The organism is Halobacillus sp. Marseille-Q1614 (assembly GCF_902809865.1).
Taxonomy (GTDB): domain Bacteria; phylum Bacillota; class Bacilli; order Bacillales; family Halobacillaceae; genus Halobacillus_A.
Map to the genome: position 1 here is coordinate 1742501 of NZ_CADDWH010000001.1, position 15872 is coordinate 1758372.

A 15872-nucleotide genomic window follows, 5' to 3' on the forward strand; every position below is an offset into this window, starting at 1 on the left:
TGAGAATAATACACCAGTGAGGGGAGGCTCCCGGCTCAATGCCGAAACCACGTTTTAAGCTTAGTACAATCATTATGATTTTTGTCTGCCTTGTAGTGTTAGTCTCCTTATTAATTACGGATCTCTTAATCACAGAGTCTACCAGCAGCAATATAGAAAACCAGCTGGAGGAAAAAGCTCTTATTGTCTCCCGTATTGCAGCCGAGTCGACGATCGTTAAAAACGGATTGCAAAATGAAGAGAATGAGCCCCGCATTCAGGAATATGCGATGTCCGTTCAAGAGGACTCGGAAGTTTTGTTTGTCGTTGTGATGGACATGAATGGCATTCGAAAATCCCACCCTGAGCCTTCACGGATCGGAAATGAATTCGTCGGCGGGGATGAAAAACGGGCACTTTCAGGAGAAGAATACATTTCAACGTCCACTGGGACCCTGGGTCAATCCGTACGGGCCTTCACTCCTGTGTATGATGAACAGGATAACCAAATAGGTGCTGTATCTGTTGGTATTTCGCTCGATGCAGTGGAAGCCTCGGTAAGGGAAAGTCAGTGGAGAATCGCTTTTGTTTCCATTGCTGGGGTTGTAGTGGGGATTATCGGGGCTTATCTTTTGGCTAAATACATTAAAAAAAGCCTATTTGGATTAGAGCCTTATACAATCGGCCGGATCCATGAGGAACGAAATCAGATGCTTCATTCCGTGTATGAAGGAATTATAGCTATCGACAAGGATGCAACGATTGTTCTAGTTAATCGATCCGCAAAAAGGATTTTTCAAAAAGCCGGTCTTATGGATAAAGATCCAATTGGAATGAAAATAAATGAATTCCTGCCTGGCAGTACGCTTGATTCTGTATTAGAGCAGCAAAGCTCTGAACTAGATGAAGAAAAAGTCATCAACGGAATCTCTATCATAACGAACCGTGTACCAATTATCGTAAACGATCAAGTAGTCGGGGCAATAGCTACGTTTCGCGATAAAACCGAAATAAACCAGCTGGCTGAACAGCTGACAGGGGTCCAAATGTACGCAGATACCCTTAGGGCTCAGTCCCACGAATTTATGAACCAGCTGCATGTACTGCTTGGCATGGTCACGATGGAAGATTACGAGCAGGTGAAAAAGTTTATAAGCAAGCTTGTTGATCATCAGGCGCATGAAGTTGGAAATATTACAAATCACATAAAAGACCCTGCCCTCGCAGGATTTATTATCGGAAAAATAAGCTATGCCCGGGAATCGCACGTCAACTTAACAGTCGAATGCGAAACCCGCCTTCCTAAGCCAAAAGACCCCTCTCTTACTCACGAATTGATTACTATTTTAGGAAATGTTATAGATAACGCGATAGAAAGTGTCATGAACACAAATAATAAATCTATCCATGTTCAACTCTCTTATATTGACGATCTTCTGACGATGACAGTCTCAGATACGGGTCCAGGAATCTCTAAAGAAAAGCTGCCATTCATTTTCCAAAAAGGTGTTTCCAGTAAACAAGGAGAACACCGCGGGTTCGGCTTGTATCTTGTGAAAAATAGTGTAGAAAAATTAGAAGGATCGATTGAAGTTGATTCCCATCCTGAAGAGGGGACCACGTTTTCTATCATCGTTCCATACTAAGCTGGAGGTGAAAATTTTGATCAAAGTATTAATAGTAGAAGATGATCCTATGGTTGCCGCGTTAAACAAACGCTATGTCGAGCATATGGATGATTTCATTATCGCAGGCATGGCCAAAAACACAGACGAAGCAATGGCACATCTACTGAACGAGGACATTGATTTGATGCTTCTGGATGTCTATATGCCTGGAGGAAATGGACTGGATTTTCTTAAACAAATCCGCGAACAAAATAAAGATGTAGACGTTATTTTAATTACCGCTGCCTCTGAAATTGCCCAAGTCCAGCAGTCCTTAAGATTTGGGGCTGTCGATTACTTAATTAAACCCTTTGAATTTGACAGATTCCAAGGCGCCCTCCACCAATACAAAAACAACCATTATCAATTAAACGATAAAACTCAAGTAAACCAAAAGCAGCTAGACCAGCTCCTTCGAAAAAATAACGACCGTGAAAAAGAACAGGAGAAACTTAACGAACTGCCGAAAGGTCTTACAAAAAACACACTGCTTACGATCCATGAAGTCATACAGTCCAGGGACTCTGAAGCTTTTTCCACAGAGGAAATCGCTGCTGCTTCAAATATTTCCCGAGTCTCTGTCCGTAAGTATCTTAAATTTTTAAGCAGCATTGACTATTTAGAGGAAACTCTCGATTACGGAGTCGGACGTCCCATCTATCAATATCGCATCCGCAAGTCCAATCAAAATAAAATAGCCCCCTATTTATAAAAGCAGCCCCGGCTGCTTTTTTTAATTACAATACTGTCAATAGTTTCACAACGTGTGAATATTCTGTGAACTTCATTATGATTTAATTAGATAAATTGAAAGCGCTTTATATTTAAAAAGGAGTGAATAAACCTTGGCTAAAACAGCAAAAGATTTAAGTTATGAACATCATCAGGAAAAAAAGATTAAAGAAATAACTCCCCCCGATAAAAAAGGAGTAACCATTTTTGAATTACCCGTTCTCTGGTTTAGTATTTTTGCGGCCATCACGATAATCTGTTTATATACCGGAAACCTGCCTGGCGGTATGATCGGAAGCCTGCTCGTCATGATTGTGCTTGGTGAATTGTTAGGCTGGATTGGCGATCGTACACCAATTGTTAAAACGTTCTTAGGCGGCGGTGCGATTATTGCGATTTTTGGTGCCGCTACTATGGTGTATGTTGGCTGGCTGCCGGAATCATCTGTTACTTCTATGACTGAGTTTATGAAAGACGGCGGATTCTTAAACTTTTATATAGCTGCACTTATCACTGGCAGTATTCTTGGAATGAACAAAGATATTCTAATTAAAGTAGGTTTGCGTTATTTCATCCCTATCTTCGGTGCGGTGATTGGAGCTGCTGCCATAGCAGGACTTCTAGGTGCTCTGGTTGGCTTTTCAATTAGAGACGCGGTTCTTGTAATAACCATGCCAATTATGGGAGGCGGTATGGGGGCAGGTGCTGTGCCTATGAGCCAGATTTATTCTGAAATGATGGGCAATGACCCTGGCTACTATATCTCCATGCTCGTCCCTGCTCTAGCTTTAGGGAACGTATTTGCTATAGTTCTCGCAAGTATGCTCAATATGCTCGGCAACAAGTTCCCATCTCTAACAGGAAACGGACAACTTATCCGTGGATTTAGCTATAAAGAAGAAAAACAAACCTATGATATTCAGAAAATGGGGATAGGGCTTCTAGCTGCGGTTACTTTCTTTTCTTTAGGATCTCTGCTTGGTGACTTCATTCCACTACACCCTTATGCCTTAATGATTATCGCTGTCGCTGTTGCTAAGATTGCTGACGTTATACCAAAAAGTGTATTAGATGGAGCAAGCCAGTGGTACAAATTTGTAGCCAGCAACTGGACATTGGCTCTGCTATTTGGAATTGGAATTGCCTATACGGACCTTGGAACTGTAATTGAAGCATTAACTCTTCAATACATCCTGACTGTATTTGGCGTTGTACTTGGCGCTATTCTCGGTGCAGGCTTGCTTGGTAAGCTGGTTGGGTTCTATCCAATTGAAGCGGCCATTACGGCTGGATTATGTATGGCGAACATGGGGGGTACGGGTGACGTTGCTGTTCTGTCTGCTTCTAGAAGAATGGAGCTTATGCCTTTTGCCCAAATCTCTTCCCGCTTAGGCGGTGCATTAATTCTTCTGCTGGCCGGATTGATCATACCGTTTTTAATGTAGTAACTTTACCAGCAAGTTAGGAGGGTACAAGAAATGTCTCTTTACAGATCTTATCTGTTTGTTCCTGCTCTGAAACAATCTATGATTAAAAAGGCTATAGCCTCGAGTGCAGATCGTATCATTATCGACTTAGAAGACTCCGTGGCTGTAAATGAAAAAAATATCGCCCGTGAAAATGTAAAAGTCTCCTTTAGAGAAATCGATGACTTATCACGTGTTTTTATTCGAGTCAATGATCTCCATTCACCTTTTTGGGAAGAAGATACTGCCTGCGTGAATCACATTCAGCCAGCAGGCATCATTCTCCCTAAGGCAGAGCGTGCGGAAGATATTAATAAAGTAACCAGCAGGATTTTAACGGACATAACAGTTATCCCTTTGATTGAAACTGCAAAAGGAATTCAAAATGTGAATACGATTGCCGGGGCCAGCCCAAAAGTAGAACGGCTGGCCTTTGGTTCTATCGACTATTCCTTAGATATTGACTGCCAGTTAACCTCAGACGGACTTGAACTGCTGTTTGCCCGCTCTCAAATTGTAAATGCTTCAAGAGCAGCAGAAATTGAGGCACCCATTGATGCTGTATACCCCCATTTAAATAATGAAGAAGGCTTAACGAAAGAAGCAGAACTTGCGAGACAGCTCGGTTTTAAAGGGAAACTGATTATTCACCCTAAGCAAATCAACGCCGTCCACCGTATCTTTTCGCTGTCAGCTGAGGAAATCCATTATTATAAGGGAATTGTTCATGCATTTGAAAAAGCGGAAAAGCAGGGAATTGCCTCTATCTCTCAAAATGGTTCGCTCATAGATTATCCTGTTTATTTACGAGCTAAAAAAATGATAGAAAATCATCAGGAATTAAAAGCTGCTACAGCTAGGAGGTTGTAACATGTTACCACTAGAAGGAATTACGGTCGTATCATTAGAACAAGCGGTAGCTGCCCCCTTTGCTGCAAGACAGCTCGCTGATTTAGGAGCGCGCGTGATTAAAGTAGAAAGGAAAGAAGGCGACTTTGCCCGGGGATATGATCAAACGGTAAATGGTATGTCGAGCCACTTCGTCTGGTTAAATCGTTCTAAAGAGTCTCTCGCCCTCGACCTTAAATCTGAAGAAGGAAAATCTGCATTAGACAAAATCCTGTCACGTGCCGATGTCTTTCTTCATAATTTGGCTCCTGGAGCAGTGGACCGGCTTGGCTTTTCATCTAAAGAGCTTAGAAAGAAATACCCTCAGCTCATTATTTGCGGGATCTCAGGTTATGGAACTGACGGCCCCTATATGAACAAAAAGGCGTATGACTTACTGATCCAATGTGAGGCTGGACTGGTTTCCATTACAGGTACAGAGGAAGAACCGTCAAAAAGCGGCATATCCGTAGCTGATATTGCAGCAGGAATGTATGCATACACTGGAATTTTAACTTCTATTATTTCAAGGTATCAAACTAACGAAGGAACGGTTCTTGAGGTTTCTATGCTGGAGGCTTTATGTGAGTGGATGGGATATCCTATGTACTTTTCAGGATATGGCGGAAAAGACCCTGAGCGTACGGGCGCTCGCCATGCCACCATTTATCCTTATGGGCCATTTGCAGCTAACGATGATCATTTGGTCTTCTTAGCGATCCAGAATGAACGGGAATGGAAACTGTTCACAGATAAAGTTTTGGGACAGCCCGAATTGTCGGAGGACGACCGTTTTCACAACAATTCTAAGCGTGTAAAAAACAAAGATGAATTACAATGGATCCTTGAGGAATATTTTAAAAACCTGTCTTCAGACCAATTAATCGATCGATTAGAGGAATCTAAAATCGCGAATGCCCGCTTAAATACAGTACATGATATTATGAGCCACCCTCAGTTGAATGCCAGAAACCGTTGGTCCGAGGTTGAGTCCCCTGCAGGGAAGCTTAGAGCATTGATTCCACCCGTTACCTTTGAAAATATGAACCCGGTCATGAATCCGATCCCAGAGATCGGTGAACACAGCGAAAAAATTCTTCAGGAATTCAACTGTAAAATGGATGCCTTAATTTGATTAATCTGCTAAACAAGCGTTGGAAATCCAACGCTTGTTTTCTTTATTGATGTAATCGCTTTACCACTTGTCACCCCTGAATCTTCTATACCTCCCCTCTTTACAGCCTCGCAAAAACCATGTAAGAAAACCTCACATGAATGGAGACACAGCTTTATATTTTTGAAATAATCAGTCTATTACCAACCACGGGAGGCTTGATTATGAATAAGGAAGAGAATTTGTATAAAGGCAACAAAAAGATATTATTAATGACAACCTTTGCCTTTTTCTTAAGTTTTGTAGTCTGGTTCAATATGGCGCCCTTTGCGTCCACTATTCAAAAGACGCTTCAATTATCAAATGAAGAAATTGCTGTTCTGTTATCTATTAATGTGGCGCTTACGATTCCGGCAAGGATTATTATTGGAATGCTTGTCGACCGCTTTGGGCCAAAACACGTATATGCGACACTTCTCATTGCTGTCAGCATTCCTTGTTTTTGGTTTGCATTTGCTAATTCGTTCTGGCAGTTGTTTATGGCGCGCGCTTTATTGTCGGTAGTTGGCGCAGGCTTTGTAATTGGAATCCGTATGGTGTCTGAGTGGTTTCCGTCGAAACAGCTTGGGCTGGCTGAAGGCATTTATGGAGGCTGGGGGAATTTCGGTTCTTCTGCAGCTGCGTTTTCCCTTCCGCTGCTCGCATTATTGTTTGGCGGAGAAAACGGCTGGCGTTATGCGATTGCCCTAACCGGTGTGTTATGTATTGTTTATGCAGTTATTTACTTCCGATCCGTTGAAAATACGCCTTCAGGGAAAGAGTTTATAAAACCGAAGCGAAGCGGGGCGATGGAAGTCACCAGCTATAAGAGCATGGCCGGGCTTATCGTTATGTCGATTCCATTGTATGCGGCCCTTGCGTTAATCACGTGGCAGCTGAGCAATACTTCTCTTATTTCTAACCAGGCGGCTCTTGTAATTTATGCTGTACTCTTGACTGTTTATTTGTATAACGTTTATAAAATCTGGGTAGTAAACCGCGATCATCTGCGCGAAGGAGTTCCTAAAGAAGAACAATATTCCTTTAAACAAGTTGCTATTTTAGACTTTGCCTATTTTATCACCTTTGGTTCTGAGTTAGCCGTTATTTCTATGCTGCCGATGTTTTTCGAAGCGACTTTTAATATGGGGGTTGCTGCCGCAGGTATCATCGCCAGCTCGTTCGCCTTCATGAACCTTGTCGCCCGTCCAGGCGGGGGATGGCTGAGTGACAAGTTTGGCCGTAAGAAAACCCTTATTATCCTGCTTGGGGCAACGTCTGTTTCTTACTTAGGCATGGCTCAGATCGGTTCTGACTGGTCGATTATTGCAGCGGTCATGCTTACCATGACATGTTCCTTCTTTGTACAGGCTGGTGAAGGGGCCGTCTTTTCTATGGTACCTCTCGTTAAGAAGCGTATGACAGGACAAGTCGCCGGAATGGTCGGAGCTTATGGGAATGTAGGTTCAGTCTTATTTTTGGCCGTGCTGGGTATTCTAAATCCGTCCCTGTTTTTCATGGGAATCTCTATTATGGCTTTCTTCTGTTTTGTTACTTGCTTCTTCTTACAAGAACCTGCAAAAGAGCAAGCAGCCGTGCGGGAGCCAGTAAAAGAAGAAAAAGCGAGGAAGTCTGGAAAAGAAGTGGCCATTTAGCTCTAACATTTAAGGAGTTCTCCTTTCTTACGAAGGAGAACTCCTTTTTAATAAGCTTTTGAAAATAAGGTGCGTAACCACTTTAAAGATTGATCTTCTAATCTAGATATATACTCTTGTCCCCGGCCGGTTGATTGCACATAACAATACCCTTCATCTTCAGGACACATAAACCAGCGTTCCTCTAATTTATTTTCTACATTTAAATAAGTAGGCCGGTACTTTTCTTCATGAAAAAAAGAAGGCAGTTTCCATATACTCGGCTTATTTTTATGTTGTTTTGAAGACAGCAGCAGCTCGTCTGTCAGTTTAGGGAAATACCCACAACCTGGGATGTCCATATCATCAAACAGCTTTTTTGAAGCTAAGTAAATTGTATTGTATTTACGTTTCTGAAAGTCTGCATCTGAGCCATGAGGATGCTGCTCTTTAACAGACCCAGGTAACTCCTCTTTATTATTTACATCAATGACTTTCCCTACTTTCAGCCAGCCATAGATATAATAGGCTCCCTCTGTCCAGGCTCCTCTAGGATCTAATGGATGAACGGAGGCTTTCATCGGTTTGAACCTGCTGAAAAACAAGAAAATGGTTCCTTCTTTAACATTGTGATTTCTAAGATGCCCTGCTGCTGAACCAGCCTGCCCAAACGCCCCACATCTCGGTCCATTACTCAGCCATGGACTTTCCCCTAACACCGGATCATAATGGACATAAGAATTCTTGATGATCTCCTTACTCTTTTTGCTGTATCCCATCTTAGGATCATTTATGAGATCACGTAAATTTTCAGCATTCATGCCTTCTAAAAAGTTTTCTTTAAGTAATAAATCTTCATATTTATAACCTTGTTTATGATAGACATCTCCGGGTATAGGCAGAACAATATATTTTCCACTTTTCGGATCGTATGGGGAATAACCGTATCCAGCCGAAGAGTCAAATCCTTTCCTGCTGAAGATAAGTTTATCCATTTTTTTCCTCCTTTATAAGAACCGGGTTACTCATTCATTCGACAGGAAAGTTTATTTTTCCTTTTGGCTATGTAATTTTGGCAGCCACATGTTTTCATCTAATATAAAAAGAACAGCCTTTTTCGACTGTCCCTCATAAGGTTAAAACTATTATTCCTTAACGGATCGTATTCAACGATAAAATAAACCAGGTAAAATAAGCGGCAACACCAAGCAAAAGGACCTTCACAAAAAATAAAGGAACAACAAACAGCGCGGAATAAAGAATCGAAACCCATAATACAGTGATCCCAATTATCTTTGCTTTAAGAGGGATGCCCCGGTGTTCCCGATAATTTTTAATATAGTGACCAAAATATTTATTATCCAACAGCCACCAATACATCCGGTCTGAACTGCGAAAAAAGCATGCAGCAGCTAAAAGCAGTAAAGGAGTGGTTGGAATTAACGGCAGCACGATTCCAAGGATGCCAATTCCTAATGACATCCAGCCAAATATAAGAAGGAGAACTTTTTTTACGTTTCGCATAGAAATACCTCACTACAATGAAATCATCTTCTACCTTATCATAATAGGCGTTTAAACGATAAGAATAGCTCCTGATCGGTCCGCTCACTCCACACTCGATACTACCATTTTCACTGACAAAATCCCCTCTTTCTTAAAGGGAACAAGAATACCCGTATGTTAGAATGAAAATAGCATTCAGCACAACCAAGAAAGCTTAGGAGTGGAAGATTAATGGACAAAAAAGACATATCCGGCATACGCCGACACCTTAAAGTGGATAATGACTCATTGAAGATCTCTGACATTTTTAACGTATATATTATGAAGGAAACGACAGACATTTATCATCATCAAAGCCAGCCGTTTGAAATGCTCGACCGTGACCAGCAGGAGCTTTTCATGAATAATTTCAAGAAAGTCCTCACAGGCCAGCTGGACGAGAAATTATTTGAACTAAAATTTATGCGAGATGCAGAAAATCACAGTCAGCTCATTCTACATAAAGGGTTACTAAGCAGTGAGGTTGAGGACTGGAAGGAACAAATGCTGCAGATGACAGAAAAGATCCTTCATGATCACCCATATGAAAAGGATGTCGTTATCACCTTCATCCGCGCCGAATATCAAAAACCAATGAAAAGAAGGAATGAAGAAGCGGAAGAAAGTGAACGCGATGCCGTTTACTCGAACCCCTTTATTCTTTGCAGCATCAACAAAACTGAAGAGCCTAAAAAAGAAATACAGTTCGACTATATTGAGAAGGAATTTAAATACAAAATCGAGGTAGACCCAGTCATTGACTTAAAAAACCCGATGACAGGATTTCTTTTTCCGAGCATCACCGAGGGTGCCTCTGATGTAAACCACGTTCTTTATGCGGCAGGCAAAGCCAATGAGCCCGACTACCGATTTATCGAAGACGTATTAAACGGAGAAGAAATCATGACAGCGAAGGAAGACAAAGCGGTATTTGAGGAAGTCATCAAAGATGTTGTCGGAGACCAGCTTAACCCCTCCACCCTCGCGAGCGTCTACGGAGAAATCAACCGTGTTGTCGAAGAAAATGAAGAAGATGAAGCGCCAATGCTTGATTACAAAGACGTTGAGCGTGTGCTGACTCAAAGCGGTGAACAAGTCGATTCTGAAAAAGTAAAAACCGCTTTTCAGCGAGTTACCGATAACGAAACCTATGAGCTCAAAGCAAGTAGCATCGTACCCAAATACAAATCAAAGTCGATCAAGATTAACACGAAAATCGCCAATATCTCGATCAGCCCCCAGGACCTTCAATACGTGAGACAGGTTAACTATAAGGGGAAACGCTGTATTATGATTGAAGTGGAAGAAGATGCTGAGGTTGACGGCTTTAAGATGCTCCCTGAAGCTTTCGGTGAGTAAAACCTCAATGAGGGGAAAGTAAGTAAACAATCTGATAGGGAACCTTCCTCTATCAGATTTTTGTTATTCCCAATCACGTATTTAAGGGTTGTCCAGCTAAACTATTTGGTTTTAAAACACAGCAAGTTAAAGTATAATTATGTTACGATGACGTCAAAGGAGAGTGAATGATGAGAAAAGCCGGTATTTTAATCATGCTTTTTGCTGTACTTGGATATTATTCATCCATTATGGCTCATGAACTTCCCAACCATTATGCGGTGGAAATTCAGGAAAGCCTCACGCTGGATTCATCATTTCCGCTTGATGATTACCCTGAGAAAAACTCGATCATAGGCTCAGGCCTTTTCCTGGCTCTTATCCTGGCGTTTGTAACGAGCATAAGTAGAACGCGGGTCCCCATCTACCGAAGAATACAATATATGAACCCCGTATTCTATCAATCGAATTATGTGCTGCATCTCCTTTGATTCAAAAACGAAACTATGAATCAAAGGAGGAGATTACAAATGATGTGGTTTCGATTGATTATGATTGCCTCGTTTTCACTGACGGCACTTTCTCTGTTCTCTTTTCAAGGAATAGAGATTTACCATGCGTTTCTAGAATTCTTTAATAAAAAATAAAACCTCAGCCTCCCCTTAATTTAAAGGGGAGGTTCTTTGGTTAAAAAGCTCCTGATCCTCCTCCTCCGCCTCCAACACCAGCTCCCCCTCCGGGCATTCCGCCAGTTGTGCTGGCAGCAGACACATGCTCTTCGGCCGTTGTAAAGCTGCTGTTTATAGTGCCGGCAAGTAGGAGGAAAATGAGCCAATCGTTATTTGAACCTGTACTCAGTGTATTGGGTGACGATGTAAGGTCACGCCTCCCAAACCCTATCTGGTAAAGAAGTGCTGGAACCTGGTCTTCCTTATCCCAATCTTTCCACTCCTCACCCTTTTTTAGAGGTTCGAGTTCATACTTAATCCGCTGCCCGAGCACGGTCAAAGGCTGATAGGCAATTGCAAATCCAATGAAAAAGATGAATAGCATCAAACCAAAGAACATCCACGGAAGCAATCCGTATATTGGAAACACGACAAGAAATGGAAGAATGGCCACGGCTGCAATCAAAGACGCCCATCGTGTTTTTGTGGACTTTTCGTACAAGTCATACTGCTTATACTCCTGCTTAACAGCCTCCCGCCAGCCTTTGAATTGCTTTTGGTATTTTTCCTGGTTATCCTTCTCTTCTACATATGCCTCTATATCCTCAACCCGGAAGCTTTGGCCATCTCCCACTTCATCAAAAAGCCATTGTATTAACAGCCTCTCGTGTCTATATTCGGTGTTTCGATTAACCACTTTAAACTCCTGATCTGATACCTTTTCAATATTCCCTTTTCGATATAGGTCAAGCAGTGCAGACGTTAACGAATCAGTGGACAAGTAGCCATGTTTCATAAATGTAAGCATTGCAGGCAGACTCATCTTATCTTTCGGGAAGCGTCCGCCTCCGCTATGCTGCCGCTCTGCTTCGCGAGTCGTTTCCTGTCTTTTTCTATAACCAGCGGCCAGCAGCGCAAGGGCCACTACGATAAAAAATCCCAAGATGTACGGAGCGAAATCCCCCCATCGTTCCTGCTGCTCAGCTCTTGCTATCATTTGTTCATCTAATTCAGCTTTCTCCGCTTGAATAGATGCAAGCATTGCTTCGTTTCGAGTCAATGAAGCTCCCGAGAAAAGACCGGCATTATAAGCCACACGGATATCTCCATTTTTATCACTTGGCACTTCTCCAAGATTAAAAGTGACACTGCCCTCTTTATTTATCACTGGTGTATCATAAGCTTCATCATATCCATAAGCCTCTTTAACTTCCGTGGACTGGGGCGGCTCCACAGTTATTGATAAATTTTCATAAGTGGACTCATTGCTTTCATCAAAAAACGGCCAGTAAAACTGGGCGACATCTTCATAGACTTCCATTCCGTTTTCAATCTTATAAAAAAGCTCGATCGTTACCGTTTCATCTGAGCCGCTGCGATGAACCTTGTAAAGCTCATCCTCCTGCTCGACTTTTAGTTCACTCTCTCCTTCAGAAGCACGGAAATGGGTAATAGCCGATCCTTCTTTAGGAATGAGGCTCCGCGCGATGCCGTTAAACTCCCCTTCGAAACTGTACGTATGGGTTTCCTTCACCTCCACCTCCCCATCCTTCTGTAAAGAGGCATTGATTTCTGTTTGATCAATCTCAAAGTCAACCGCCAGAGCATATATCGGTGATAAGGTCAGCAAAAAAACCAGAAATAATCCGCTCATCAATTTTTTCATAATCGTCCCTCGCTTTCTTTCTTTATTTACGTTTAAAGAAGGGATAAAGATTCACTTTTCTAAGGGGCTACCCAGCTTGGGCTTTTATACGAGCGAAACTGGATGAAATACAAGCGACCTTTTAAAAATACATGCCCATATTCAAATCACTTTCGAAACATAGCTTTTTACTCTCGAAAAGCTCTATTTGACTTGCGACCTACCCTGTATATCAAGATTTCATTATAAATTTTGGAGTTGCTACTAAGTTTGAACAAGGCCACCTTTCCTTAAATAAAAAAACCTTCTGGGGTTAACCAGAAGGCTCGTATTCTCGTAATTTAGTTAAAGTCTATGTTTTTCTTCCCGCCTACGATTGGCAGCATAATTTCGCTTCGCTTAAGATCTACGTTAATTTTTGTCCCCGCTTCCGGACGAATCGTATAGTTATGATCCGAAGCCAGCAAAACGACTCCGATTCGATGGCCTTTTTCAAAGATATAATCATCCGGCTGCATGCCCCAGTCAAGCTTATACTCTTTTCCTGGCACCAGCATGTGAGATTTAGAGATTGAATGACGGTTTTGCGGGTCCATCCATCCTCTAGTAACAATCTCGAAGGAACCATCCGGCGCATAGTCCACCAGCAGAGCGGTTAAATTAGCTGCCTGCTCATCAATGCTTGCCCGAATCGACATTTCCGGAGTACCGCTCATTCGCAATGACTCCTCAAGCTCCGGAGTTTGATAAGCGAGTCTATTTTCATGTTCACTTGCCGGGTTTTTCGCAAGTTCTTCCGCCGTTATGGACGGGGCATCAGTAAACGCTGCAGTATTCTTATTTTTCCCTGACATTGGGTTTACATGAAGAGACGAATTGCCGTTTTGGAAATAAAACGATATGTTTTTAGCCTCTTTGGCCGGCCAGGAGTCATATGTCTTCCAGCTGCCGTCTTCACGCTCTATATCCACCATCGGCTCGTCCATGATGTTGTTATCAATATCATACAGCTCGTGGTCAAACCACTTATTTAGTGTGTCGAGCCATTCAGCATTACGGAGATAGTACGGGTTGCTATGTCCACGCTGATGCAGCCACAGCTTACGATCCACATTATTTTGACCTAGTGCTTCCCACCACTGGGAAAGATGCTGCGTTTTTACATTCCAGTCGTTTAAGCCGTGAACGGCAAAAACACTCGCTTTTACGTTGTTTGCATCTTTTACGTAGTTTCGTTCATTCCAGTATTCGTTATAGTCACCGGTTTTTCGATCCTGTAAAAGTTCGAGCTGTTTAAGAGTATCGTCACAAATTCGGGAATTGTCACGCGTTGTCACAGCCTTAGCAAGGACGTCCGTGTCTTCCCCCTGATATCCGCCCGGAGCAACAACTGCTCCATTCGCGCGATAGTAGTCATACCAGCTGCTGATCGCGGCAATCGGAACGATCGTTTCCAATCCTTCAACACCCGTCGTGGCCGCAGCGTTCGGGAGCGTACCATTATAGGATACCCCCATCATGCCTGTGTTTCCTGTCGACCAGTCAGCTTCTACGAGATTTCCTTCGCTGTCAAAGGCCTGCGTCCGTCCATTCAGCCAGTCGATGACAGCTTTAGTTCCAAGCGTTTCATTCTCTCCACCAGATGTCGCGCATCCATTGGAAAGTCCGCTGCCCAAACTCTCCGCAAGGACTACGGCATATCCACGCGGAACGAAATAATCATCATAATAGCCAGGGAACGATGGTTCACTTGGCCCGCTTCGTTTAGCGGTGGCTGTGCCCTGATTTTCTGCCAGACTTGCTTCATTTTGATTAGCTGATTTTCTGTGATCAACAGGGTGTAAAGGCACATCGACATCATAAAATTCAATCGGATTAAGCCCTGCACGGTATGGACTCATCTCATAGATAACGGGCACCTTCAGCCCTTCTGCCGTCTCCTTCGGACGGATAATATCAGCATGCACCCGGTCCAGCTCTCCGTCTCCATCACTGTCGATCGACGTTTCAATGAAGACTGTTTCTCGAATCGCTTCTTCATGCGAAAAAACCGGCTGAGTCTTTCCATCTTTCACTTCAATCTGCTGAACATCTGCTGGTACAGTTTTCCCCTCTTCAGCAGAGACTTGAGCAGAAATCCCCATCGATAACAACACCGATAAAGCCGCTGTATGTAACACAAACCTCTTTTTCAAAAACAACCCCTCCTTATTTTCATAATATTTACATTCCATGAAAACCTGCCCAGCCCTCTTTATTTTGGGTAAAAAGGAGAAAACGGTCGAAAGTACGCAGGGCTTATGCACCATATCGTCATGGAATCGAAGGAAGTTAGTTTTCAGCGGTTTTTTATAGGCAATAGGAAATTACAATTTCTCTAAAGATATGACGTTCTTTACCGACATTTCCGCTCAGCCGCTACCTAGTGACTAAAAATCAACGAATATGTATTCTCTCTGTTCGTCGCGTTTTTGGCAGGAGGCATTATTTTCAATCGGAGTGATCGCACACTCCATTTTGCTGCTTTTCAGAGAGAGAAATATTTGAAGGGGTCACGGGTATTCCGCTTATCCGATGGTTCTCCACTCCCTTAAAAAGCCTGACGTAGACAGGCTTTTTTTCACCGAGGGGCTCGAGCAACAAATGTTCCGGCTCCCCAGTCATAAATATTTTTCCTTTTCTTATTGGTCAGCGGAACGATTAAGAAGGCTAGTATACATAAATTGACGGCATTTAAAATAATAAAGAGGGTTGTTTCTGAAAAATTCGTCGGCAGCATCAGGCGCCAGATTCCAAAGTGAGCCATTTCCCATGGAAGAAATTTAATAAACGAACGGATGACAGAACGCCCTAAACTTATCCGCTGGCCCGTCTCATTCACAACGAGAAGTCCCATTTTCTTTTTCCCCCACGTACCCTGCCATTTCGATTGCTCACTGATTATAAAATACAGAACGACAGGCAGGGTCAATAAGAGAAAGCCGGTAAGCTCAGCAATGACAGGAGAACCGCTAAATAGCGGGTCGATAAATGACTGAAACAAAAAGGAGATCGACCCTACGATGAAAATTCCATACATTGCGATCAGCAGATAATCTAATAAAAATGCATATACCCGGAGTTTAAATGGTGCTGTCTCCATAGCCGCAACCCCTTC

13 protein-coding genes are annotated in these 15872 nt (G+C 42.7%); 8 read left to right on the forward strand and 5 right to left on the reverse strand.

Features of this window, described 5'->3' with window-relative positions:
* The first annotated feature begins 38 nt into the window (after positions 1 to 38).
* The 6 genes from dcuS to HUS26_RS08790 all read left to right on the forward strand — a co-directional run bounded on the left by dcuS (position 39) and on the right by HUS26_RS08790 (position 7540).
* Entirely contained in the window at positions 39 to 1625 is a 1587-nt protein-coding gene (gene dcuS, locus HUS26_RS08765; RefSeq protein WP_173916797.1) for a DcuS/MalK family sensor histidine kinase, read from the forward strand.
* A gap of 7 nt (positions 1626 to 1632) precedes the next feature.
* Positions 1633 to 2358, forward strand: a complete 726-nt coding sequence (locus HUS26_RS08770) for a response regulator (RefSeq protein ID WP_371809572.1) — start codon at positions 1633 to 1635, stop codon at positions 2356 to 2358.
* Positions 2359 to 2542: 184 nt separating this feature from the next.
* Complete coding sequence (locus tag HUS26_RS08775; protein ID WP_371809622.1) at positions 2543 to 3823, forward strand: 2-hydroxycarboxylate transporter family protein; 1281 nt, start codon at positions 2543 to 2545, stop codon at positions 3821 to 3823.
* A 33-nt stretch (positions 3824 to 3856) separates the two neighbouring features.
* The gene (locus HUS26_RS08780; RefSeq protein ID WP_173916800.1) at positions 3857 to 4714 is read left to right on the forward strand and encodes a CoA ester lyase; all 858 of its coding nucleotides are present in this window, start codon (positions 3857 to 3859) and stop codon (positions 4712 to 4714) included.
* A gap of 1 nt (position 4715) precedes the next feature.
* Positions 4716 to 5867: a CaiB/BaiF CoA-transferase family protein gene (locus HUS26_RS08785; protein WP_173916801.1), complete on the forward strand. Its 1152-nt coding sequence runs from the start codon at positions 4716 to 4718 to the stop codon at positions 5865 to 5867.
* Positions 5868 to 6070: 203 nt separating this feature from the next.
* Positions 6071 to 7540, forward strand: coding sequence for a NarK family nitrate/nitrite MFS transporter (locus HUS26_RS08790; protein ID WP_173916802.1), 1470 nt, complete (start codon positions 6071 to 6073; stop codon positions 7538 to 7540).
* A 47-nt stretch (positions 7541 to 7587) separates the two neighbouring features.
* On the opposite strand, the gene HUS26_RS08795 is transcribed toward HUS26_RS08790, so the two are convergent.
* Positions 7588 to 8514: a hypothetical protein gene (locus HUS26_RS08795; RefSeq protein WP_173916803.1), complete on the reverse strand. Its 927-nt coding sequence runs from the start codon at positions 8512 to 8514 to the stop codon at positions 7588 to 7590.
* 157 nt (positions 8515 to 8671) lie between these two features.
* The gene (locus HUS26_RS08800; RefSeq protein ID WP_173916804.1) at positions 8672 to 9043 is read right to left on the reverse strand and encodes a YbaN family protein; all 372 of its coding nucleotides are present in this window, start codon (positions 9041 to 9043) and stop codon (positions 8672 to 8674) included.
* A gap of 213 nt (positions 9044 to 9256) precedes the next feature.
* Here HUS26_RS08800 and HUS26_RS08805 point away from each other — a divergent pair, with 213 nt between their 5' ends.
* Positions 9257 to 10423, forward strand: a complete 1167-nt coding sequence (locus HUS26_RS08805) for a DUF4317 domain-containing protein (protein ID WP_173916805.1) — start codon at positions 9257 to 9259, stop codon at positions 10421 to 10423.
* 170 nt (positions 10424 to 10593) lie between these two features.
* Positions 10594 to 10893, forward strand: coding sequence for a hypothetical protein (locus HUS26_RS08810; protein WP_173916806.1), 300 nt, complete (start codon positions 10594 to 10596; stop codon positions 10891 to 10893).
* A gap of 196 nt (positions 10894 to 11089) precedes the next feature.
* On the opposite strand, the gene HUS26_RS08815 is transcribed toward HUS26_RS08810, so the two are convergent.
* From HUS26_RS08815 to HUS26_RS08825, 3 genes are all read right to left on the reverse strand, one after another.
* On the reverse strand, positions 11090 to 12736 hold the full coding sequence (locus tag HUS26_RS08815) for a DUF2207 domain-containing protein (RefSeq protein WP_173916807.1): 1647 nt from the start codon (positions 12734 to 12736) through the stop codon (positions 11090 to 11092).
* A gap of 320 nt (positions 12737 to 13056) precedes the next feature.
* The gene (locus tag HUS26_RS08820; protein ID WP_173916808.1) at positions 13057 to 14949 is read right to left on the reverse strand and encodes a Xaa-Pro dipeptidyl-peptidase; all 1893 of its coding nucleotides are present in this window, start codon (positions 14947 to 14949) and stop codon (positions 13057 to 13059) included.
* Positions 14950 to 15335: 386 nt separating this feature from the next.
* A complete protein-coding gene (locus HUS26_RS08825; RefSeq protein ID WP_173916809.1) occupies positions 15336 to 15857 on the reverse strand; it encodes an RDD family protein in 522 nt (173 codons plus the stop codon).
* Positions 15858 to 15872: the final 15 nt, after the last annotated feature.